Annotated in this window: 26 protein-coding genes and 3 pseudogenes; 22 read left to right on the forward strand and 7 right to left on the reverse strand. The window is 59.2% G+C overall.

Going from position 1 to position 22,274, the window contains the following annotated elements; translation table 11 throughout:
- The first annotated feature begins 39 nt into the window (after positions 1–39).
- The 13 genes and pseudogenes from N2600_RS04680 to N2600_RS04735 all read left to right on the forward strand — a co-directional run bounded on the left by N2600_RS04680 (position 40) and on the right by N2600_RS04735 (position 10,788).
- The gene (locus N2600_RS04680) at positions 40–684 is read left to right on the forward strand and encodes a TetR/AcrR family transcriptional regulator (protein ID WP_162118203.1); all 645 of its coding nucleotides are present in this window, start codon (positions 40–42) and stop codon (positions 682–684) included.
- 102 nt (positions 685–786) lie between these two features.
- Entirely contained in the window at positions 787–1,521 is a 735-nt protein-coding gene (locus N2600_RS04685) for an NADPH-dependent F420 reductase (protein WP_260298212.1), read from the forward strand.
- A gap of 69 nt (positions 1,522–1,590) precedes the next feature.
- A complete protein-coding gene (locus N2600_RS04690; RefSeq protein WP_260298214.1) occupies positions 1,591–1,977 on the forward strand; it encodes a GFA family protein in 387 nt (128 codons plus the stop codon).
- Between the two features lie 121 nt (positions 1,978–2,098).
- Entirely contained in the window at positions 2,099–2,395 is a 297-nt protein-coding gene (locus tag N2600_RS04695; RefSeq protein WP_260298215.1) for a DUF982 domain-containing protein, read from the forward strand.
- A 424-nt stretch (positions 2,396–2,819) separates the two neighbouring features.
- Positions 2,820–3,914: a glycosyltransferase family 4 protein gene (locus tag N2600_RS04700; protein WP_260298217.1), complete on the forward strand. Its 1,095-nt coding sequence runs from the start codon at positions 2,820–2,822 to the stop codon at positions 3,912–3,914.
- A 15-nt stretch (positions 3,915–3,929) separates the two neighbouring features.
- Positions 3,930–6,134, forward strand: coding sequence for an amylo-alpha-1,6-glucosidase (locus N2600_RS04705; RefSeq protein ID WP_017963267.1), 2,205 nt, complete (start codon positions 3,930–3,932; stop codon positions 6,132–6,134).
- Between the two features lie 150 nt (positions 6,135–6,284).
- Positions 6,285–6,773 (forward strand): hypothetical protein, encoded by a 489-nt coding sequence (locus N2600_RS04710; RefSeq protein ID WP_260298219.1) that lies wholly within the window; start codon positions 6,285–6,287, stop codon positions 6,771–6,773.
- Positions 6,770–7,987 (forward strand): Nramp family divalent metal transporter, encoded by a 1,218-nt coding sequence (locus N2600_RS04715; protein ID WP_260298221.1) that lies wholly within the window; start codon positions 6,770–6,772, stop codon positions 7,985–7,987. Before N2600_RS04710 ends, N2600_RS04715 begins: the two co-directional genes overlap by 4 nt.
- 1 nt (position 7,988) lies before the next feature.
- Positions 7,989–8,354 (forward strand): hypothetical protein, encoded by a 366-nt coding sequence (locus N2600_RS04720; protein ID WP_222387349.1) that lies wholly within the window; start codon positions 7,989–7,991, stop codon positions 8,352–8,354.
- The gene (locus N2600_RS04725; RefSeq protein ID WP_222387348.1) at positions 8,351–8,662 is read left to right on the forward strand and encodes a PRC-barrel domain-containing protein; all 312 of its coding nucleotides are present in this window, start codon (positions 8,351–8,353) and stop codon (positions 8,660–8,662) included. Before N2600_RS04720 ends, N2600_RS04725 begins: the two co-directional genes overlap by 4 nt.
- Positions 8,663–8,717: 55 nt before the next feature.
- Positions 8,718–8,817: pseudogene (locus N2600_RS34590) on the forward strand (Crp/Fnr family transcriptional regulator); the annotation flags it as partial.
- Between the two features lie 368 nt (positions 8,818–9,185).
- The gene (locus N2600_RS04730) at positions 9,186–9,647 is read left to right on the forward strand and encodes a DUF2231 domain-containing protein (protein WP_162118194.1); all 462 of its coding nucleotides are present in this window, start codon (positions 9,186–9,188) and stop codon (positions 9,645–9,647) included.
- Between the two features lie 445 nt (positions 9,648–10,092).
- Positions 10,093–10,788, forward strand: coding sequence for an SOS response-associated peptidase (locus N2600_RS04735; protein WP_017963273.1), 696 nt, complete (start codon positions 10,093–10,095; stop codon positions 10,786–10,788).
- A gap of 487 nt (positions 10,789–11,275) precedes the next feature.
- Here the strand turns inward: N2600_RS04735 and N2600_RS04740 are convergent.
- From N2600_RS04740 to N2600_RS04750, 3 genes and pseudogenes are all read right to left on the reverse strand, one after another.
- Positions 11,276–11,871: pseudogene (locus N2600_RS04740) on the reverse strand (general stress protein).
- Positions 11,872–11,887: 16 nt separating this feature from the next.
- On the reverse strand, positions 11,888–12,202 hold the full coding sequence (locus N2600_RS04745; protein WP_162118193.1) for a PepSY domain-containing protein: 315 nt from the start codon (positions 12,200–12,202) through the stop codon (positions 11,888–11,890).
- Positions 12,203–12,536: 334 nt separating this feature from the next.
- The gene (locus N2600_RS04750; RefSeq protein WP_260298225.1) at positions 12,537–12,935 is read right to left on the reverse strand and encodes a RidA family protein; all 399 of its coding nucleotides are present in this window, start codon (positions 12,933–12,935) and stop codon (positions 12,537–12,539) included.
- 155 nt (positions 12,936–13,090) lie between these two features.
- Here N2600_RS04750 and N2600_RS04755 point away from each other — a divergent pair, with 155 nt between their 5' ends.
- The 6 genes from N2600_RS04755 (at position 13,091) to N2600_RS04780 (ending at position 16,127) form a co-directional block, all read left to right on the forward strand.
- Complete coding sequence (locus tag N2600_RS04755) at positions 13,091–13,684, forward strand: TetR/AcrR family transcriptional regulator (RefSeq protein ID WP_170257828.1); 594 nt, start codon at positions 13,091–13,093, stop codon at positions 13,682–13,684.
- A gap of 99 nt (positions 13,685–13,783) precedes the next feature.
- Positions 13,784–14,098 (forward strand): ArsR/SmtB family transcription factor, encoded by a 315-nt coding sequence (locus N2600_RS04760; protein WP_003546150.1) that lies wholly within the window; start codon positions 13,784–13,786, stop codon positions 14,096–14,098.
- Entirely contained in the window at positions 14,095–14,454 is a 360-nt protein-coding gene (locus N2600_RS04765; RefSeq protein WP_260298228.1) for an SRPBCC family protein, read from the forward strand. Before N2600_RS04760 ends, N2600_RS04765 begins: the two co-directional genes overlap by 4 nt.
- Positions 14,455–14,500: 46 nt before the next feature.
- Positions 14,501–15,112 carry an ATP-dependent Clp protease proteolytic subunit gene (locus N2600_RS04770; RefSeq protein ID WP_170257826.1) on the forward strand — a complete coding sequence of 204 codons (612 nt, stop codon included), beginning with the start codon at positions 14,501–14,503 and terminating at the stop codon, positions 15,110–15,112.
- Between the two features lie 376 nt (positions 15,113–15,488).
- Positions 15,489–15,707, forward strand: coding sequence for a hypothetical protein (locus tag N2600_RS04775; protein ID WP_170257825.1), 219 nt, complete (start codon positions 15,489–15,491; stop codon positions 15,705–15,707).
- A gap of 162 nt (positions 15,708–15,869) precedes the next feature.
- The gene (locus N2600_RS04780; protein WP_017963287.1) at positions 15,870–16,127 is read left to right on the forward strand and encodes a GlsB/YeaQ/YmgE family stress response membrane protein; all 258 of its coding nucleotides are present in this window, start codon (positions 15,870–15,872) and stop codon (positions 16,125–16,127) included.
- Positions 16,128–16,205: 78 nt separating this feature from the next.
- Here the strand turns inward: N2600_RS04780 and N2600_RS04785 are convergent.
- Positions 16,206–16,455, reverse strand: a pseudogene (locus N2600_RS04785) (pyridoxamine 5'-phosphate oxidase family protein); the annotation flags it as partial.
- A 115-nt stretch (positions 16,456–16,570) separates the two neighbouring features.
- Here N2600_RS04785 and N2600_RS04790 point away from each other — a divergent pair.
- Together N2600_RS04790 and N2600_RS04795 are read left to right on the forward strand one after the other, a co-directional pair.
- A complete protein-coding gene (locus N2600_RS04790) occupies positions 16,571–16,723 on the forward strand; it encodes a hypothetical protein (RefSeq protein WP_222387343.1) in 153 nt (50 codons plus the stop codon).
- Complete coding sequence (locus N2600_RS04795; protein WP_222387342.1) at positions 16,720–17,781, forward strand: Cj0069 family protein; 1,062 nt, start codon at positions 16,720–16,722, stop codon at positions 17,779–17,781. Before N2600_RS04790 ends, N2600_RS04795 begins: the two co-directional genes overlap by 4 nt.
- A 293-nt stretch (positions 17,782–18,074) precedes the next feature.
- Here the strand turns inward: N2600_RS04795 and N2600_RS04800 are convergent, their stop codons facing one another.
- From N2600_RS04800 to N2600_RS04810, 3 genes are all read right to left on the reverse strand, one after another.
- Complete coding sequence (locus tag N2600_RS04800) at positions 18,075–18,929, reverse strand: DUF1236 domain-containing protein (protein WP_260298231.1); 855 nt, start codon at positions 18,927–18,929, stop codon at positions 18,075–18,077.
- A 101-nt stretch (positions 18,930–19,030) separates the two neighbouring features.
- Positions 19,031–19,426, reverse strand: a complete 396-nt coding sequence (locus tag N2600_RS04805; RefSeq protein ID WP_260298233.1) for a DUF1236 domain-containing protein — start codon at positions 19,424–19,426, stop codon at positions 19,031–19,033.
- A 127-nt stretch (positions 19,427–19,553) separates the two neighbouring features.
- Positions 19,554–19,826 carry a BON domain-containing protein gene (locus N2600_RS04810; protein WP_162118186.1) on the reverse strand — a complete coding sequence of 91 codons (273 nt, stop codon included), beginning with the start codon at positions 19,824–19,826 and terminating at the stop codon, positions 19,554–19,556.
- Positions 19,827–20,620: 794 nt separating this feature from the next.
- Here N2600_RS04810 and N2600_RS04815 point away from each other — a divergent pair.
- Positions 20,621–22,240 (forward strand): arylsulfatase, encoded by a 1,620-nt coding sequence (locus N2600_RS04815; protein ID WP_260298235.1) that lies wholly within the window; start codon positions 20,621–20,623, stop codon positions 22,238–22,240.
- Positions 22,241–22,274: the final 34 nt, after the last annotated feature.

Below are 22,274 nucleotides of genomic sequence, written 5' to 3' on the forward strand. Positions count from 1 at the left end.
GAATAGTCTGTCTATAAGCGGACAATGAGGTGATGGAAGATGCCAACGCGCAGCGTGCTTGAATTTGTGGATGTGGAGGGACAACCGCTTAATGCGCTTTCCCCGCGAGAACGAATATTAAAGACGGCATCGGACCTGTTTTACCGGTTCAGCATCCACTCTGTCGGGATCGACCGCATCATTGCCGAAAGCGGCGTGGCGAAGATGACGTTCTACAAACACTTTCCATCGAAGGCAGACCTGATCGCTACCTATTTGCGTTACAAAACGGACACCTGGTTTCAGATGCTCGCAACCTCGACTGAAAGAGCCGGGCTGTCGCCGCTGGAGCGTGTCCTCGCTATTTTTGACGCGATGGAGGAACCGTTCCGCGCGCCTTCTTTCCGCGGCTGCCCATTCGTAAAGGGGTTAGCCGAGTTCGGACCGGAGGCCAATTCCCCAGACGTACAGGCGACCATCGCCGGGTATTTCAGGGGCTTGCATGAATTTGTTGCGTCACTCATCGAGCCCTTGGCATTGAGCAATCCCGAAAGAGCCGTGATCCAGATCCTGTCGCTCTTCCAAGGCGCGATCGTGATTGCACAATCGACGCGCGATCCTGCTATTGTGGAGGCAAACCGCGATGCAGCCAGAGTGTTGCTGGAAGATGCGTTGATCTCGTCGTCCGAACCCGGAGTTCGTTAGGTGGTGGGGTAGGCGACCCGGCGCCACCGTCGCTCGAGGTCGCGGCTTCCCACGTCTCCGTTGGAGTGCGTTGAATCCAATATTCGCAGCAAAGGAAATGTTATGAAGATCGGAATTATCGGCGCAGGGAACATCGGCGCGACGCTGGCGCGAAAGCTCGCGGCCGCTGGGCACGAGATCAAGCTTGCCAATTCCAAGAGCCCGGAATCTATTCGCGAGCTTGCAGCGAAAGTTGGTGCGACGGCAACGACCAAGCAAAATGCCGTGGCGGGGGTGGATATTGTGATCCTTTCCGTCCCGTTTTCGGCTCATCGCGATCTTGCCGATTTATTCGCAAATGTTCCCGAGAACGTCGTTGTCGTAGATACGTCCAATTACTACCCGTTCCGTGACGGAGCGATCGCCGACGTCGATGGTGGCAAACCGGAAGCGGTCTGGGTCAGCGAGCAGATCAACCGACCGATCGTTAAAGCCTGGAATGCGGTGCTTTCTGCGACGCTCGCGGAAAAAGGCGTAGACAAGTCGCAACCCGGCCGCATCGCCCTTCCGGTAGCGGGTGATGACCTCGAAAAGAAGTCGATTGTCATGCAACTGGTAGAGGCGACGGGCTTCGACGCTCTCGATGCCGGGGGTCTCGCGACCTCGTGGCGACAACAGCCAGGCACGCCTGCCTATTGCACGGAACTGTCTGCTGACGAGCTGCAAACGGCACTCGAAAAAGCTGATCAGAACCGCTCGGCGGGCAACCGCGACGCCCTGATCAAGGTCTTCATGGACAAAGGCGGCAGCCTTACTCACGATGAAATCGTAGCCCGAAACCGCACCGGGTCCGCGTGAGCGATAAGAAGACATCATGAAGTCCTCAGACTAAATTTCACGCCGTGATGGCGGATGACGGGAGCTCTTATGCATAAAGGCAGCTGTCTCTGTGGCACAGTGAAATACGAAGTTCGCGGCGAGCTAGGTGCGGCGATCTATTGCCATTGTTCGCGTTGTCGTAAGGCGACCGCTGCCGCATTCGCGAGCAATGCGCCCGTCGCGACCAGCGACTTCGTCATCATTGAGGGCGAGTCGGCGCTGAAGGCATTCGATTCTTCGCAAGGCGTTCATCGCCTCTTCTGTTCCAACTGCGGTTCGCCCATCATCAGTCGCCGCGATGCGGTGCCGGATGTCGTGCGCTTGCGGCTGGGGACGCTCGATACGCCGCTGCCAGCGCCGCCGACCGCGCATTACTTCGTCGCCTCGAAGGCCGAGTGGTACGATATACACGACGACTTGCCACAGTTCGCGTAGCACATCATCGATGCCAGCACGAAAGCCATCCCCGGTGACGATCTCAGCCAAACCGCGATCTTGAAGAGCGGAATTCCGTTGCCTAAATCAGCGGCACTCACGCCATGAAAGGAGGTAAACGATGGCACTTGATACTTTTGAACACCCGATTTACGCGCAACGGAAGTACTTCGTGCAAGAGATCGCCGGGCTTGACGATCTTTTTGATTTTCTTAACGAATGGCCGGAGGAGAAACGCGATGTCACCTATGAGGTGATGTTGGACGCCTGCCAGAAAGCCGCCAACCGTCAACTTCCCGCGTCGGTCGTCGCGGCGAATTTCAGTCGCTTTCTCAGAACGCATGGCAAGCTCGCAGACATAGAAGACGTGCCCCCGCACCTGCGGCGGGTCAGCGATCGAAATGTCTCAGAGATCTAGTACCGAAGGTGATCGCCACGGCCCAGGGAGGCCCGAGGGGCGCGCGTCGCCCAGGCTCGATCCGTCCGGTTGAAAGTAGATGTCCTGGTAGGCGTTTAACGCCCTGGAGCCATCCGCAATTGCCAAGCGGTTCGACCGGGCTCCCTGCGTTCGCATGACCACACTTCGAAGACGACGTCGACGGCTGCCTGCGAAAGCGACGCGCTGTTGCGGAAGAAGACCAGCTAGCGAGCCATTGCGCCGGAACCAAAACACGCTCGCTGAGTTCGGCAAAATGAAGTCCTGATGGGACTGGGAAGACCTACTGGAGAGGAGGACGCAGGAAGCAGCCGTTGCAAATTTAGGATTCAACTGCCGCATGCCTTTTAGTATGCGGCCCCGATTTTTGCGGTCGACTCTCTGCTCACCTGAGGAGATTTTGCCGATGAAGATCGCTCAGATTGCCCCGCTTGCAGAAAGTGTTCCGCCGAAATTATACGGGGGAACCGAGCGGATTGTTTCGTATCTTACCGAAGAGCTGGTGGCCCAAGGCCACGATGTGACGCTGTTTGCCAGCGGTGATTCCGTTACCGATGCCCGCCTCGTGCCGTGCTCGAACGTTGCCCTGAGGCTAAATCCCGCCATCAAGGACCACCTGCCGCACCAGATCCTTATGCTTGAGGAAATCCGCAGGCGCGCGCCCGAATTCGATGTCCTGCATTTTCATGTCGATCTGCTGCATTTCCCGCTGATCCGACATTTTGCCGACCGCACCGTAACAACGCTGCATGGGCGGCTCGACCTGCCTGATCTCTGGCCTTTCTACAAGGCGTTTCCGGATATTCCCCTGGTATCGGTCTCCAATGACCAACGCCACCCAATGCCGCCGGTCAACTGGTTGGGGACGGTCTATCACGGCCTGCCCGCTAGCCTCCTGTCTTTCACGGAAAAGCCGGCGGGCGGTTACCTCGCGTTCCTCGGACGGATCGCTCCGGAGAAGCGGCCTGACCGGGCGATTGAAATCGCCGCCAAGGTCGGCATGCCGCTGAAGATCGCCGCCAAGATCGACAATGCCGACAAACATTATTGGGAAACGGCAATTCAGCCGATGGTGATGAGCCATCCGAACGTTGAGTTCATCGGCGAGATCAACGATCATCAGAAGGCGGACTTCCTGGGCAATGCCGGCGCGTTGCTTTTCCCGATCGACTGGCCTGAGCCCTTCGGGCTTGTGATGATCGAGGCGATGGCCTGCGGCACACCGGTTCTGGCCTTCCGCTGCGGCTCGGTCCCGGAGGTGATCGGCGACGGGATCTCGGGAATTTTGGTCGATACCGTTGCCGAAGCTGTCGAGAACGTCGAATGGGCACTGCAGCTTGATCGACGCAAGGTGCGGGCGAACTTCGAGCGACGCTTTACTGCGGGACGTATGGCAAGAGACTATCTCGCGGTCTACGGCCAGCTGCACGGATTTTGCGCAAAAGCCGCGCACCGCCGGCGCCCGAACCCTGAGATATCCATTGGCCAGGTTGTGGCATAAAAACCGGAGGCGACAATGACGACATCGGCAGGCGGCAATCCAAATCCCGCCGCAATGAAACAAGTGGCGCCGATAGCACAGTTCTTCATTCCCGCTGCCGCGTCGCTGCAGGAACGGCAACCACGTACACTGAAGCATGGCGATACATTCGCGGTCTTCGACCACAATGGCGATGCTCTTTCCGGACCAGGAAGTCCCGACGGGCTCTTTCACCGCGACACGCGATATCTTTCGCATCTCTACCTGACGCTCGAGGATAGGCGTCCGATGCTGCTGTCGTCGACATTGCGCGACGACAACGCCACGCTCACCTGCGATCTCACAAACCCGGACTTCCTTGGCAAAGATGGAAAGCTGCGTCTCGAGCATGATCTCATCCATATTCGAAGGACACGCTTTCTATGGGCGGGGCGTTGTTATGAGCGCCTGGCAGTGACGAACTATGACGACAGCGATCATCACCTGCGGATGAAGCTGCAATTCTTTTCGGACTTTGCCGACCTCTTCGAAGTGCGAGGCACCGTGCGGGCAAAAAGAGGCCGTAGCCTGCCGGCCGTCATCGAAGATGGAAGCGTCCTTCTGTCCTATATCGGCCTCGATGGAAAAACACGGACAACCCGCGTCTCGTTCGATCCGGCTCCCGATGAACTCGCACCGGATCTGGCGGTCTACGACCTCCACTTGAGCGCGCGCGGCAGTCGCTCGATCTTCATCGAGATCGACTGCGACCGTTCGGACAAGGATCGCCGCGTCAACGGCTTTTTCCTCGCCATGCGCGATGCTCGACGGGCATTGCGATCGTCGATGGCAAGGACGGCATCGGTCTCGAGTTCCAACCAGATCTTCAATCAGCTTGCGCGGCGAAGCGTGTCCGACCTTTACATGTTGATCACCGACACGCCTGAAGGGCCGTACCCTTATGCCGGGACGCCGTGGTTCAGCACGGTGTTCGGCCGCGATGCGATCATCACCGCGCTGCAGACGCTCTGGCTGGATCCAGCCATCGCAAAGGGGGTACTTCGCCATCTCGCCGCCAACCAGGCGACCGAGATCAATCCCGCTTCGGATGCCGAACCCGGCAAGATCCTCCATGAGGTTCGCTTCGGTGAAATGGCCGAGCTGGGGGAAGTTCCGTTCCGCCGTTACTACGGCAGCGTCGATTCGACCCCGCTGTTTGTCATGCTGGCGGGGAGCTACCTGGACCGCACCGGTGACACGGCGACCCTTCATCAGCTTCTGCCGCATATCGAGGCGGCGCTGACCTGGATCGACGAATATGGCGACCGCGACGATGACGGCTTCGTCGAATACGGGCGCCAGACCTTGGAGGGCTTGATCAACCAGGCCTGGAAGGACAGCCACGATTCGGTCTTTCATGCGGACGGGACACTCGCCAAGGGACCGATCGCGATTGCCGAGGTACAGGCATATGTCTATGGCGCGTGGCAAGCGGGCGCGGAGATATTCCGCCGGCTCCACCGGCCCGAGCGCGCGGCGAAATTGCTGGCGAAGGCAGAGGCGCTCCGGCGTGCTTTCGACCTCCGTTTCTTCGACGAGGAACTCGGTACGTTCGTGCTGGCGCTGGACGGAGACAAGCGAGCCTGCCGGGTTCGCTCTTCGAATGCCGGCCATGCTCTCATGACCGGCATTGCCTACCCCGAAAGAGCCGAACAGGTGGTTCGCACCTTGATGAACGCCTCGTCCTTCTGCGGCTGGGGCATTCGCACTATTCCCGCCACCGAGGCGCGCTACAACCCGATGAGCTACCACAACGGCTCGATCTGGCCGCACGACAATAGTCTGATCGCCATGGGGCTTGCGCGCTACGGCTTCAAGCCCGCGGCAGCGCAGATCTTTGAAGGTCTGTTCGCAGCCTCGACCTATATCGATTTACGCGGGCTTCCCGAGCTGTTCTGCGGTTTTGCCCAGCGGCGGTCGCACGGACCGACCTTCTATCCCGTGGCGTGCTCGCCGCAGGCCTGGGCCGCGTCAGCGCCTTTGTCGTTGCTGCAATCGTGCCTCGGCCTGGATTTCGACCCGAACGCCTCACAGATCAGCTTCAACCAGCCGCGCCTGCCGGCATTCCTGGATGAGATCACCCTGCGGCATCTTATGGTTGGCTCCGGATCCGCTGACGTCGCCATTCGCCGATCCGGCCGACAGGTCGTCGTAGACGTCGTGGGTCGCAAGGGAGATGTACGCGTTCTCACGACCGCTTAGTTCGGCAACCTCCGCAGCATCTGCTCGGCGGCCCCACCCAAAGGTGTCCCCTGCGCTTGCGCACAAATTTGGAACTTAGACGATCGATAGCGGGTTAGTTGATGATCGAATTTTTATGACATTGCCTTGTTTGCAGTGAGGAGATGCATTTTGATCCAGTGTTTGTTGCGGAGCACCTCTACCGACGTTGCAAAAGCTTCGATGTCACAACTTTCGCGGCATAAGAGGCGAGGCAGGTTTCCTCCATTTTGGAAAATAGCTTTATCGGCGTTTCTATCGCTGTCCCTCGTCTCCTGCACGAACGAAGATGAGCGGTTCGAAAAGCAAATGCAGCAGATCCTCTCCTGGAGTGCCAGCGCCGAAATGATCCTCGATGCCCGCATCGCTAAAAATGTTCCAGAAGGTTTCACCGATCTCGCAGTCGAGAAATGCCAGACGGAGATCTCCGATATCGCATCACAGCTGCCGCAAACGGCGCGAACCGCCCACGCCAGAGCGGCCGTCCTCATGCTGAATGGATTGATCTCTGCGGCGCATGACGAGATTGGCCATGGCCGCCTTGAACAGGGGCACCAGCACATCGCCGAGCTCCACCGCTATCAGGCCGAACAGCGTTCGACCCTTGGAGCGGGCGGATGAAAAAGCTGCTTCAGATATCACTTGGAATCGTAACCAGCGTCGGAGGGTTTATCGAAACCGGTCAGATTGCGACCTCGGCCCAGGCCGGCGCAGCATATGGATTCAGCCTGCTTTGGGCCATTGCCATTGGTACAGTCTGCCTCATTTTCCTGATCGAAATGTCCGGGCGATTTGCCATCGCCAGCCACCACACCGTTGCGGATGGAATGAGAGAGCGATTTGGATCGAACTATTTTCTGCTCACGCTGCTGATCGTTTCGATCGTCAATCTTCTCGTCCTGGCGTCGGAGATCGGCGGCGTTACCCTGGCATTGCAGTTCGTCAGTGGCGTGGACTATCAGTGGTGGGCCTTGCCTGTCGCCATCATCGTGTGGCTTCTGCTCTGGAAGGGCACGTTCGGCATGATCGAGGACGGCGTCGCTATACTGGGCCTGGTAGCGCTGTGCTTCGTGGTCGGGGTATTCGTCATGGATCCGCCCTGGCTGGAGGTGGCCAAAGGTCTGGTGCCGACGCTGCCAGACAAACAGCCGCTGCACTATGGATTCATTGCCGTCAGCATTCTCGGTGCCGTCATCGCTCCGTTCCTGTTCCTGTTCTACTCGTCAGGCGCAATCGAAGAAAAATGGGACAAGAGCTTCTTTGGCGCCAATCGCGTAATCTCGACGCTCGGCATGAGCTTTGGCGCCGTCATCGCAGCCGCAATCTTGATCGTGGCGGCACTCGCCTACCCGCCGCGCGGCATCACCGACATCGAAGGGTATGACCAAATTGCGCCGATCTTGACTCCGGCTTTGGGCAAATGGGGTTTTTACCTGTTTGCAGCCTCGCTTGGCATCACCTGCTTGGGCGCCGCGCTGGAAGCTAGCCTCGGTCAGGCCTATCTGGTTGCCCAGGGTTTCGGCTGGAACTGGTCGGAAGACGCCAAGCCGAGGACCAACCCGGCCTTCTCGCTCGTCTATACGGGTTTCATCGCAGTTGCCTTCATGCCGATCGCGATTGGGGTCGATCCTCTCCAACTCACTATTTTTTCGATGGCGATCACGGCCTTGGCCTTGCCCTTTGGCGTGGTTCCGTTTTTGTTTTTGATGAACGATCGGAATTATGTCGGCGATCATGGCAATGGATGGATCAGTAACACTGCCGTGCTGGTCATCATCGGCCTCTCGTTTATCGTCGCTCTCATAACCATTCCGTTGCAAATATTCGGAGGATGATATGCTTCTGATCCGCGACGTTCTTGACAAGCAAATGGTTGACAAAGAGCAAAATCGTATCGGTAAGGCAGACGGGATCGTCCTGTCCCTGTCTGATGGGAACGCGCCCGAGGTCGCGTTCATTGAGATGGGCAGTTTGACGCTGTCGCGGCGGCTGGGCCGCCGGCCCTATCGCTGGATGCTTTGGATTCGCAGGGCCGCAGGCGCAGAGGGTGCGGCCGAGATTTTTCGTGTGCCATGGGCAAAAGTGAGAGACGTGGGAGTCGACATCGAAGTGGACGTGGATCGACGCGTGACGCCGTTGGGGCGATGCCAGGAATGGCTGGAGCAGCACGTGATCAACCGGATACCGGGAGGGCAATCATGAAAGAGGTCCAGCTCGAGTTGCTTCTGGGCAAACAGGTCTACGACCTTGACGGCAAGCCTGTCGGGCGTGTGGAAGAGGTCAGGGCCGAAGCGCGCGGCGAAAATTTTTATGTCCTCGAGTATCACCTCGGTGCTTACGGCCTTTTTGAACGGCTGTCCGCCCTGGCCATTGGCCGCGCCGTTCTGACCGCCCTGGGGGCGGCAGGACCTGGCAGCAAGAAATTGGTACCATGGGACCAGCTCGACATAAGTGATCCAGAGCATTTGCAGGTGACATGCCGCAAAGCCGCTCTACAGCCTCTTGGCTGAATCGGTCGGCAATAATCGATTGTAGATTGCGATCGCTCTCCCACCAAGACCCTGCGGCAACGTCCGCATCCTGGATCGCGACAAGCCGATCGAGATCGCCGGCGGCTGCTATGGGGTCCCCCGAGCAGGCGTACCAGCGGCTGATCGACCGGCCGAATCTGAGGTGGTTCGTCCGGTCGCGCGCCCCGGCAGACCGCATGCCATCGTCGCGCGGTAGCCCAGAAGCTGCCTCCGGCATTGACACGATCAAGCAGAAGGACGTCAGGCCCGTGGGTCGGTGATCCCGATCGCGGCCAGCCGTGATCCCGATCGCGGTTCAGTCGTGATCCCGATCGCGGTTCAGTCGTGATCCCGATCGCGGTTCAGTCGTGATCTCAAAGTCGTTGTCATGAGCGATAAGCCCTGGAAAACCTGAAGCCTTTGCGAACCTGCTCGAAATTGCCTTCATCCCCGACGAGCCGGGAACCGAACATGCCGCCGTTTGTTTTCACAGCGCATAAGCTGAGCACGTCGGAGCGAGCACATGAACCCGAAAAGCACGTTGAGCATCGCCGGCCATCCGATCCATCCCATGTTGATCCCGTTCCCGGTCGCCTTCTTCGTCGGAACGCTTGTCACCGATATCCTTCACAGCCAGTCCGGCGACCCGTTCTGGCCGGCGGCGTCGAACTGGATGCTGGCGGCCGGCCTCGTCATGGCAGCACTGGCGGCACTCGCCGGATTGACCGACTTCTTCGGCGATAGCCGCATCCGCAGCTTGCGGGCTGCGTGGTTTCACATGATCGGCAACATCGTCCTCGTTCTGATCGAGGCCGTCAGCCTTTGGCGTCGGGTCGTACAGGGCCCTGATTTCATCGTGCCGACCGGGCTGGCGCTGTCTTTGATCGCCGTTGCGCTGCTGCTGTTCAACGGCTGGAAAGGCTGGGAAATGGTGTATCGTCACCGGGTCGGCGTCAGCGAAGAAACCGGCAATTCGACGCGGTGAGGGAGGCGGCAAACGTCCGCACGTCTAGCGTCCTCTGGCCGACGGACAACCCTCCTTGCGGCGCGCAAGGACTCGAGCCGGGTTTAGATCGCCTTCAGTCCGTAGCTGTCGTTTAGCGATCTCGAGGTAGACGACCGCTTCGCGCCCGGTCCGGTCCATTCACAAAAAGAGGACCATGGAGCGGAAGCATAGCGAGCATTCCGTGCCGGCGAGCGCCGCCAGCTGCTTGCGACTGCCCTGTAAGCCGGATGTTGTTTGACACCAGGTTCCGGAATTACAGGGAATATTACGGGGCGGATCCTCCCACTTCATCAGCACCATCTTAAAAGGCAATTGCCCCAGATTGGGTATCGATTGTTCGGTTCCGCACGGGAACGGTTCTGCTGCCTTGACCTGCCGAGGCAGGGTTACATCTAAATAGGTAGTTCCCCAATGGCATGGTCGAATGTGTAGTCGTGTTTATATCAAGGAATCGCTTCACGAGCTTGCGCGTAGGTTCGCTTTCGCCGGACAAGGCGACCTTGACGGCTTGGTTGACCGCATCCCTCGATATAACGGCGCGCCGCGGCTGGTCTACGCGATCATCATCCAAGACGCAGGGCCGGAGACGGATATCATGGCGCCGGTCTTTGCAATGGCGGTATGGGGCCTGGTGCCCGCATTGATGAAACCGAGCGACCGGCGTCTCCCATTGATTAATATTCGCTGCGAAAACATTGCCACGCATGGACTTTCCGGACCTGCCTATCGGTCGCGCCGCTGCCTGATCCCAGTCAATGGCTTCTTTGAGTGGAAGTACGCCAGCGGCCGGGACAAACAACCTTATGCTGTCGCGATGAAGACCGACGTTCTGTTCGCTCTTGCCGGCATTTGGGAGGTCTGGCGTCACCCGGCTGGCATCGATATCCGCACCTTCGCTGTCATCACCTGCCCGTCGAATGAGTTGATGGCGAACATCAGTAAACGAATGCCCGTCATCCTCCGTCAAAAGGATTATGAGCGCTGGCTATCTCCTGATCCAAATCCATCCGACCTGATGAAGCCATACCCGGCGGAGCTTATGACCATGTGGCCGACCGGAACGGGCGTTGACAGCCTGAAGAACACCGGCCCCGAAATCATCCAACCCGGTTGCTCTTGATCCGCAGCGTTGGAATTGTCGGCCTAGCTGAGGGGCCGCAACCGCCGTCCATGCTGCCATGACGTCAGCCATCTTGAAAAGGAATAGAGTATCGCGCACCTGAACACAATAAGAACATCGGCGCTGCGGCCGCCAAATCTGAAGATCAGAACGTCTTGCTCATAAGCAGGATAGGAACCGGAGCCCCGCCACGCTCGTCGAAGAATTTCTTGACGGGTTGGTACCAGCAGGCGCGATATAGTGGCTCTCCGGCCGCGGTAGCTGCCAGCTCAGCACGGGCGAAACCCTCGGCCTTGGCGGCACGCTCTTTTGGCCCTTCGAAAATCTGAAATCTTCGCAAACCTGCTCAAATCTCGAGGGCGGCGGCAAACGTCCGCAAACTCCATCGCAAGAGCTTCCCTTGGGCCGGCATAGGGACGGTTTCGCGTGCTCTGGCCGACAGCCAACTCTCCTCGCGAGGTGCAAGGAGGGTTGAACTCAAGGCCGATTAAACGGCTGTCCGCCGATACCGGTCGCGCTCTTGCGCGATCTGCTCGGGGGAGTAGCGATCGGGCGCGTCGTCGAACCGGGTCCATCCCTGCTCGTTATAGGCACGCCGGCGCCGACCGGGTCGACCCGGTTCGAACCCTGGAGGATGGCCTGCGCCTCGGAGGCGCGGGCGTCGTCGACCTTGGCCGTGACCAGGCTGCCGCCACGGCGGACACCTTCGGCATAGAGGTGGGCATCGTCTTGCGAAACACCCGAGTCGGTGAGGGCGCCGATCAGGCCACCAACCGCACCGCCAGTGACGGCGCCGGCGACAGCCCCGGCCGCAGTCACGGCGAGCCAGCCTGCGGCAACCGCCGCTCCGACACCAGGAATGGCCATCAGGGCCAGTCCGGTGAGCAGGCCGCCGGCGCCACCGACGGCAGCGCCGATGCCGGCGCCGATCGCTGCATCCTCAGCAACGCCGGAGCGATGGACCCGGTCAGCCTTGTTGGAGACGATACTGATGTCGTTCGAGGGAATACCTGCCGCTTCCAATTTGGTGACGGCGGAGCGAGCGTCCGAATAGTCGTCGAAAACTCCGGTTACAGTTCTCATGATGCTTCTCCTTGGGCTACCTGGCGACGATGTTGCCTCGATAATCGAGGGCGGAGACGGCTTTCCCGTCCTTCATGCCGCAGGCCATCCAGATCCCATTGTCGTCGAGCTTGAGATTCTTGACTTCGGTGTAACCCGCTTCCGCAATACGATCCTTCGCCTGAGCTTCGGTAAGGCTGTTGGCGCCCTCAACGGGCGCAGTCGGATTTTTGGTGTCTGGGATTACAACCGCAGATATATCTCCATCCGCAGGTGGAGCCGGTGTTGTCTGGGCAAGGGCTGCAACTGTAGACGCGCAGAGAATGGTCGCCGCAAAGGCGATCTTCTTCATACGTGGTTCCTCCACTTTGCGGATCAGATGAAGATCCTTGCGGTCAAAACACGCAGAGGCGATCTTTGTTCCCGGAGAATATGTGATTGATTTTTCTATATATATGGCAAGGCAGGCGGCCTGTCGGACTATTCTCTATCGTGCCGGGCCAATGCAAGCAGACAACAATGGAAGGGACATCCGGTGATCCATGCCACGCCTACAGGAGGCTTCTGAGAGTGAGATCGGATCTTTAAATCTAAAGTTGTGATACTGTCTAATGGTCAGGAGGTGGCAGGGCGGGGCCGCTCTTCTGCCGGGCGCTTCGTGCGGCGACGGATGCGGCCCGCCGATGTCAGTGACTGCCCGGAATACGGGCAATGACCTTGATCTCGAAGTCGAAGCCGGCGAGCCAGTTGACGCCGATGGCGGTCCAATTAGGGTAGGGCGGCTTGCTGAACATCTCCTGCTTGACCGCCATGATCGTTCCGAACTGGTTTTCGGGGTCTGTGTGGAAGCTGGTGACGTCGACGACATCATCCAGCGTTGCGCCGGCGGCACTCAGCGTCGCCTTCAGGTTTTCGAAGGCAAGCCGCACCTGGCTTTCGAAATCGGGTTCGGGAGTCCCGTCCGAACGGCTGCCGACCTGTCCGGACACAAACAGCAGATCACCGGATCGGATCGCGGCGGAATACCCGTGCTTTTCGTAAAGAGCGTGCCTGTCGGCCGGAAAGATTGCTTCGCGTTGGGTCATTCTGATCTCTCTTCATTGTTGACAACGACCGTTGAGCGCGACGTATCGCTTCACATCTCACGCCCAGTTTGATATACGTGTCGTATGTGAAATGTATGAGATACGCATCATATGTCAAGTCCATATACGATCCGTATCTGAAATTGAGGGATCGCATGGCCAGGAAACGCAGCGAAACGATGCAGGAAAACCGCGTCAAATTGATCGCGGCGGCGCGAAAGGCTTTTGCGGAAAAGGGCTACGCCGCAGCATCGATGGACGAGTTGACGGCCGACGTCGGGCTGACACGCGGCGCGCTCTACCACAATTTCGGAGACAAACGCGGGCTGCTGGCGGCGGTGGTCGATCAGATCGACACGGAGATGGCGGTGCGCGCGCAAGAGATCGGGGCGCGCGCAGGCAGCGATTGGCAGGGCCTGCTCGCCGAGGGTGCGGCCTATATCGAGATGGCGCTGAACCCGGAAGTCCAGCGCATCGTTCTGCTCGACGGACCTGCGGTGCTGGGCGATCCCTCGCAGTGGCCGAGCCAGAATAATTGCCTGCAGGTGACCAGGAGCACCGTTGCGCGCCTGATCGCTCAAGGCATGCTCAAGCCGCTCGACCCGGAGGCGGCCGCCCGATTGCTGAGCGGCGCGGCTCTCAATGCCGCCCTCTGGATCGCCGCCAGCGAAGACCCAGAGAGCGTGATGCCAAAGGCGGTCGAGGCTTTCCATGCCTTGGCGGCAGGTCTGCTGGCGGAGCATTTGTGATCTGCCAAGGGCGAAAGTCGAGCGAAGGGACGGGCGACAACGGAAAAGCCATCGAGAAACAGACTTGCGAATCGCATAAGTGTGTGCTTATGTGTTTGCATGATCGAGAATGACATTTTCCGAGCCTTGGCTGACCCGACCCGCCGTGCGATCTTCGAGAAGCTGGCGGCGGGCGGCATGAATGCCAGTGCCCTGCGTGAGGGCATGGAGATCAGCCAGCCGGCAATGTCGCAACACCTCTCGGTTTTGCGGAGCGCAAAGCTCGTGAGGGAAGAACGGCAGGGGCGTTTCGTGAATTACGAAGTCGATCCGGAGGGGCTGGCTCTCATCGCACAGTGGTTGGCGAAATATCGCGCCTACTGGCCTGCCCGCATCGAAGCTCTCAAGGTCTTGCTGAAGGATATGGACCAATGAACGATCAAAAGGCCAAGGAGCAGAAAGACGGCATCGAACTGGAGTTCGATCTGGATGAACCGCCGCAAAAGGTCTGGCGGGCAATCAGCATTCCGGAATTTCGGGAAAAGTGGTTGCCGAAAGACGCTTTAGCCGATCCCGCCCCGGCCACGATCACACCTGGCGAGGAAGTCCGTTATAGCCTGCGCGACGACGCTCCACCCTTCCTTGAAAGCACGGTGACGTTCACGATCGTCCCGAACGCGACCGGCGGCACCCGCCTGCGTATTATCCACGAGCTTACCGACACGAGGCTTGACCGGATGGCGAAAACGGCCGCGAACAGCAACGCTCCGGCCCTCATGCTCGCCGCCTGACGCGGCAAGCTCTCCCCTTTAATTTCTGGAAGATTGGAGTTCGCCGATGCGCGAAGCGATGCAACTCGTCCCTATGGTCATAGAACAATCCAGCAGAGGGGAGCGGTCCTTTGACATTTACTCCCGCCTTCTGCGCGAACGCATCATCTTCCTCAATGGCGAGGTCAACGATACCGTTTCCGCTCTGGTCTGCGCCCAGTTACTGTTTCTTGAGGCCGAGAATCCAAAGAAACCGATTAATCTCTACATCAATTCTCCGGGCGGCGCCGTGACCAGCGGCCTCGCCATGTACGACACCATGCGCTTTATCCGCGCGCCGGTTCATACGCTTTGCATGGGGACAGCCCGTTCCATGGGATCGTTCCTGCTGATGGCAGGCGAGGCCGGCGGAAGAGCTGCTTTGCCCAATGCCAGTATCCTCATTCACCAGCCATCGGGTGGCTTCCAAGGGCAGGCTTCCGACATGCTGATTCATGCCGAAGAAATTCTGAAGACCAAGCAGCGCATGACGCGGCTCTACGCGGAGCATTGCGGACGCTCCTATGAAGACTTCGAGCGCGGGATGGATCGCGACCGCTTCATGACGGCGGAAGAAGCATTGGAATGGGGTCTTATCGACCGTATCCTCAAGGTTCGGGAAGCCGAAGTTCCCGATTGAAGCGACACTTGTTTTCGCAACTTTTGCAACGTCGCAGAATAGACGGTTTTGCGATGCCGGCAAAAGAGTCCAGGCCGGGCGGAACCGTTGCTGCGGCTATCGGTTAATCCGCCGAGGTCGCGGCGCGCCAATCGGACGTGACGGAGATGGTATACGCACCGGTTTTTCCGATTTCTCGGTGCAGGCAACGAAATGCCAGGCGAGCACCTTACCCGCCGCGATCTCATCCCAACAGGATTTGGCGAGGATCGACCGTCAGCCAGGGAAGCAAATCGATCGCTGTCTCCTGCGCGCGGAAACCGCCGCCCGCCATCAAAGGCGGAGGAACAGCTGAGCGACCATGCTCCGTGTGGATCGATCAGAGGAGGAAAAGGTCATGAGCAAAAATAATTGGAAGGTCGGGCTTCGCGCCAAGCTGGAGCATCTCGTCGACGACTGCGTTGTGGCCGGGGCCAGGCAGCAGGACGTCTTCGATGCGATCATCAAGGAGATCGCCAATCTGCGAGCAGCCCTTGAGCGCGACCCCGACCCTGCCGACGACGATGTTGCCGTCATAGAGGAGCCTGCGAACGATTGGCCGGCAGCCGACAAATGACCTGAAGCAGATCGGGGAGGGGCACGCGAGCGCTTGGGTGCTTATGGAACCAACTGGCGCGGGAAAGATTTACAGTCTTGTCGCTTGGCAATCGGTTTAACTTGGATCTGCGAGATCTGATTGCCCGCGCCGGCCGCTCATCATTCACAAGGGGGAATTGCTATGGAAAGTGCAGGTATCGGCTGGATCGCCGCAATCGTCATCGGCGGCATTGCCGGCTGGCTCGCCGAATTGCTCATGAAGAGCAACATGGGCGTGCTGATGAATATCATTCTGGGTATTGTCGGCGCCATCGTCGCCAACTTTATCTTGTCGCTCTTCGGCGTCGTCCTTGGCGGATGGCTGGGTTATCTCATCGCGGGCTTCATCGGAGCCTGTATCCTCATCGCTGTGGCGAGAATGGTCAGGCGGACGGCCTGATCAAACAGGAGGCGGCCTCGCAAACCGGCCGCCTTCATCGCGTTTTCGGGTTGGCGCTCACGCTTGGTCGTCCGGCGTTCAGGGATTGATCCAGCGGGAGGAGGTCAGCGCGCCCAGACGGTCGTAGGCAAAGACTGCGCGTCGGTTGTCGGCATGGCGCAGCTGGAACCAGTCCAGCGTTTCGGCTCGGCCGAAGAAGGCCCGTCCATCGGCGTCTGCGATCCTACCCTCGCTGGCCGATTTCATGGCCCGGCGGCCCGCCTATCTAGGTGGTGCGCGGCGATCGCGGCAGCAAGCTCCGGGCCTCGGCCGCGCCTTCGCTTGCCGGCCTGCTTGACAGGGCGATCCTGCTTTGAGAGTTTTGGCTCATGGGGCAGCGATCGCCCCACGAGGCTAAGGCCGAAGAATCGCGTCCTTGAACCCGCATCAACGGAGGACGCGCCATGCCGTCATTTCTTGAAATCACACCTGACAAGCTGAATCTGATCGTCGGTACATCAGGCGCCCAGAGGCTGATCGACGTCCGCTGTCAGCAGGGACGCAAACTTGGTCAAGGCGCCTTCGCCTATCGCCTGTCGTTGGAGGTGCATCCATGACGAACTCGCCCTCAAGGATTGCCATCGTCTGGCGCGGCGACCGGGATGCCCGGTGCGCGGCGACGCCGCAGAACAACCGCTTCCACCGGATCTTCGAAGAACTCGCGGCAGTCGGCTTTGCGCCGGAGCCGGCCGTCTTCGACGAAGAGCTCGCCGACGAGGTCCTCGAACAGCTCCTTGCCGTCGACGCCGTGCTTGTCTGGGTGAACCCGCTCGATGATGGGAAGACGAGAGAGATCCTCGATCCGCTTCTGCGGCAGGTGGCGAAAGCCGGCCGATTTGTAAGTGCGCATCCGGACGTGATCCTCAAGATGGGGGTCAAGGAAGTGCTCTACGAGACCAGGCATATCGGCTGGGGCGTCGACACACGTCTCTATCGCACCGGCGCGGACTTCCGCCAGGCGTTCGTTCCAACCTTCCTGGCCGCCGGACCGCGCGTGTTGAAGCAAAACCGCGGCAACGGCGGACAAGGTATCTGGAAGGTCGAATTCACCGGAGCCCCACGCGGCGGTGGGACCTTGATCAGTGTGCTGGAAGCGAAATCAAGCAGTGTCCCTGAAACCATCGATCTTTCAGACTTCATTTCCCGCTGCGACACCTACTTCACCGAGGGCGGCTGCATCATCGATCAGCCGTTTCAGTCCCGTCTGCCCGAGGGCATGATCCGCTGCTACATGTCTGGAAGCAGGGTCGTCGGCTTCGGACAACAGTTGGTCAAGGCGCTGGTGACGCCACCGTCAGGACCTGGTGGGGAACCACTTCAGCCCGGCCCACGCATGATGCATCCAGCATCCGCAGAACCGTTCCAGACCTTGAGGACAAGGATGGAAAGCGAGTGGACGCCGGAAATGATGTCGACGCTTGGGATCGAAGCAGCGTCGTTGCCAATCATTTGGGACGCCGATTTCCTTTACGGGCCACCAGACACTGCAGGCAACGACACCTACGTTCTCTGCGAGATCAACGTCAGCTCCGTCTTCGCCATTCCTGACGAAGCCCCTGCGGAAATTGCACGGGCGATGGCGTCGCGGCTAGAGCAATCCAGCAAAAGTGCATAGCGTTTTTTTGCGTCCGGAAGTGCGTGAAAACAAAGAGATAGAGTATTTTCGCGATTCGAAGAACAACGGAAATACTCTAAGCCGGTCGCGACTGTAGCTCTGTCGCCGGCGCATCTTCTGATGTGCGTAGATCAATCCATGACATGCAGGGCGGAGACCGGCGGCACGCCATCCGCCGCCGGGACATGCCTGCTAAAGCAATTCCAGGAAAAGTGCGAAGCGGTTTTCCGTCCGGAATTGCGGCGAGACAAGAGGTTGAGCGGTTCTGCTTTTCGATGAAAAGCTGAACGGCTCTAGGCCTCGATGATGTAGACAATCTCAAGAGTATCGGGATCGACGATGATGATCCGGCCATCCGCAAGGATGAAGTAGCGGTAGCCTTCATACTGCGGAACGATCTTCACGATGCGGGGCGGCAGTGGTTCGAGACGAACCTTCTTCGGGATCTTCGTTCCGACGGAGACCGTGAAATTCACTTCCTTCACCGGCGCAACATGGACCTCCTTCACCGCGGTTCGAATTTCAGTCTGCTGTTCGACGGAAATGTTGACGTTGGTCTTGGACGTCTGATTGTTCGTCGTGGTGTTGTTGTTGACGTTGGTTTCGGAAGAGCTCTTGTTCGTCGTCGAAGAGTTCTGGTCGGTCGGCTGCTTCGTGGTGGCGGCGTTGCCGGAGCCCTCCGCAGGCTTGGCATTTTGCGTGCTGCTGTTCGTGCCTGAGGTGGCTGAGCCGCTTGTATCGGTGCTGCCGGACTTGGCGGCGGGCTTCTGTTCGGTCGTGGTGGCGCCGCCGGCGTCTTGCGATCCGGGTTTGGCTTCTGTCGAAGACTTGCCGGAGGCGGTTCCGCTCGTCGAAGAATTATCGTTCGAAGGCTGCCCGGCGCTCTTTTTCATGTCCGAGCCCTGGCCGGATTTCTGCTGCGATGACTGGTCCTTGCCTTGTGGGCAGGCTCCCGACGCGTCGGGGGTGCAGTCGGTGCCGGTGGTCTTGGAGCCGGACTGCGAACCGGCATCCGTACCGGTCTGTGAACCGGATTGGGCCTGGCCGCCGCTCTTTGTGTTCTGTTGGGCTGCGGCGGGCAATGTAGCAAGTGGAGAGACACTGAGTGACAGCGCCGCCAGGAGCATGGTGAGATGCTTGCTTTTCATGATCAATCTCCGAGGTTTCGGGCACGCGATTCCGTCCCGCATTCTCATGCGTTTGCATGCATGCCCTAATTATCGTAAGGGCGGCCGAAGCCGCCCGAAGGTCACTGAATGACCTGGATGACCTTCCGGGAGGAAGGTTCGACGATCACACGCTCATCATTGACGATCGCGTATGCATATTTGGGGTCATCGGGAACTGGCGTGACGACCACGGTCTCCGGCAGAGGTTGTCCGACGACGACCTTCTCCTTGACCACGACGCGCTTGGTCGGGGCGGGAGCCTGCTGAACATAGGTCACCACCTTCTGCGGCGGCGGTTCGATGGCGCTGCCTGCCACGCCGCCGGCGATGCCGCCGACAGCAGCACCGACCGGGCCACCAACGGCTGCACCCGCTGCAGCGCCGCCTGCTGCGCCCGTGACCGTCGACGACTGCGCAAAGGCTGACGTCGATGCCAACAGCATGCCGGCGGCGATTCCTACTAGTTTGGTATTCATCTGTTTTCCTCCTTGGATGCGGTTGGTTCCTGCGCAGCCAAACCGAAAGATGGAGGAAGTGTTCCTGACGTGGGACTTCATGCCGGGGTTTGCTCAGACCTTCGTCCTATCGGCAGGATTCGGTTGTCTACTGCGGGGGAAAACGGCTCAGCATCCGGTCCTGGACGTTCTCTTCGCCGACGATCATCGCAGCAAGCGAGATGGCTTTCTCGCGGTCTGCGGCGTTGCTTATATAGCCTTCGAGCAGGACGACAGGACCGAGCATCCTGATCTCGATCGCACTGCTGTCGATATCCGGATCGGCGGAAAGCGCCGCTTCGATCGTCGCGATGGTCGACGCCGAACTGTGGCCTTGCGAGCAGCGCTCTTCGTGATTGGAGTGATCGGGGCCGAACTTCATATTCTCCTCCTATCCGCCCCTCCACGGACCTTCACCTTACTTCGCATGACATATGAGCAGCGTCTCCTGACGTCGCCAGCCGGACTTAAGTCCGACTTTCCTTCGGCCCGATCCGGCTTAGATTCTCCTGATCCTTGTTGAAAGGACATCAGGGAGGTTTTAGCGATGTCGCTGAGTTCCAGTCAAAACCTCCCTGATGATTTATCGATCAGTGCCAGCGGGAGAACCCGTCTTGCGAGGTAAAGGGAGGCGATCGGCCGATGGTACCTTCACGGTAAATTTCGTTTTCGATGTCGAGCATCGGGGCCATTTGGAATGGCAACGATGGGCCAACATCAATTGAGGCGAAACTAGGAAAATTGGTGGCGGCCCGCCGGGCACGCGTCCGCAGTCACGGCTTCGCCCCGATCACTTGTCTATTCTTGTGTCAAATCACACGAATTCAGCCGACCTGCTCTACCGCCAACGCTCCTGCTATCGGCACGCGAATAGCGAGCGTTGAAAGAGATGTCTGTTTCCTTTCAAGAAATTCCAGAACGGCCACGGCTGCCCCAAGGTACAATATCGCGGCGGAACGCCGTTTGGTAGGTTGCGCGCCGTGAGCCTCCTTTCGCAAACCAAGGGACCTCACGCTCGGGCGGTGCGGTCCCACTTGACGACCGTCCGGAACTGAAATTGCTCCAGTTGTTTCGATTGAATTCAGAGTGAATACGCGACTGCGGCGCTCGTTGAATTTTGCTGCCGTGCGTTCGGATGGTTCATCGTTCGGCCGGAAATCACAACGGAGGAGTCACATGTATCGCAAGATCATCTGCGGCATCGGAGCATTGGCTGCTTCGGCCGTTCTCTGGGGCGCGCTTGTCCCGGCGCAGGCACAAGAAGCGCAAAAGCCCAATATCGTCGTCGTCATGGGCGACGACATTGGCATGTGGAACATCGGCGCATATCACCGCGGCTTGATGGCCGGCCGTACGCCGAACCTCGACAAGATCGCCGCCGAGGGCATGCTGTTCTCCGACTATTACGCCGAGGCGAGCTGCACGGCGGGCCGGGCGAACTTCATCACAGGCGAGCTTCCGATCCGTACCGGCATGACCACCGTCGGGCAGGCAGGTGCCAAGACCGGCCTGCCGGCGGAAGCCGTGACGTTGGCGACTGCCCTCAAGGACATGGGGTATGCCACCGGCCAGTTCGGCAAGAACCATCTTGGCGACCTCAACGAGTTCCTGCCGACGGTTCACGGCTTCGACGAGTTCTTCGGATATCTCTATCATCTCGACGCAATGGAAGATCCCGCGCATGCCAACTACCCGCAGGACTTGCTGGACAAGGTCGGGCCGCGCAACATGGTCCATAGCTGGGCAATGACAACAGACGACGCGACCGTAGACGCGCGCTGGGGGAAGGTCGGCAAGCAGAGAATCGAAGACGCCGGCACGCTCTATCCGAAACGGATGGAAACGGTGGACGACGAGATCCGCGACCAAGCCCTGAAGTTCGTGGAGAAGGCCAAGGCGGAAAACAAGCCTTTCTTCCTGTGGCTCAATCCGACGCGCATGCACGTCATCACTCATCTCTCGCCCAAGTATGAGGCGCTGCGGACTGCGGCGAATGGCTGGTCGCTCCAGGAAGCCGGCATGGCTCAACTCGACGACGACGTCGGCCTGGTGATGCAGAAGCTCAAGGATCTGGGCGTCGACGACAACACCATCGTCCTGTTCACGACCGACAACGGCACGGAGACATTCACCTGGCCGGACGGCGGCAACACACCCTTTCGGGGGCAGAAGGGTACGATCTACGAGGGCGGCTTCCGCGTGCCGGCGTTTATTCGCTGGCCCGGCCAGATTCCTGCCGGAACTGTGGAGAATGGCCTGATTTCCGGACTGGATTGGCTGCCGACATTCGTCGCCGCTGCCGGAAATCCGAACATCACGGACGAACTGTTGAAGGGAAAGCAGATCGGAGACCGGACCTATAAGAACCATCTCGACGGCTACAACCAGTTAGATCTGCTCACTGGCAAAGGCCCGTCGAAGCGCCACGAGATCTTCTATTTTGGCGAAAGCACACTGGGCGCGGTGCGCATCGACGACTACAAGTATCGCTTTATCGAGCAGCCGAATGGCTGGCTCGGAGCCAAGGAGCATGTCGACGCGCCGTCGATCACGAACCTGCGCCTCGATCCCTTCGAACGCCTGGGCACGCCGGGAAACGGAACGCTGGACGGCGCACAGGGGTATTTCAACGAATGGTTCATGTTCGAATTCTGGCGCTTCGTGTTTGTCCAGCAGGAGGTCGGGAAGCTGGCGGAAACCGCCATCGAATTCCCGCCGATGCAGAAAGGCGCGAGCTTCAACCTCGACGCCGTCAAGGCGCAAATCGAGGCGGCTAGAGCCGCAATGGCGAAATAACCGAAAAGTATGTTGCGGGCGGCTTGCAACGGCC

It is taken from the genome of Rhizobium sp. WSM1274, assembly GCF_025200775.1.
Lineage (GTDB): Bacteria > Pseudomonadota > Alphaproteobacteria > Rhizobiales > Rhizobiaceae > Rhizobium > Rhizobium leguminosarum_I.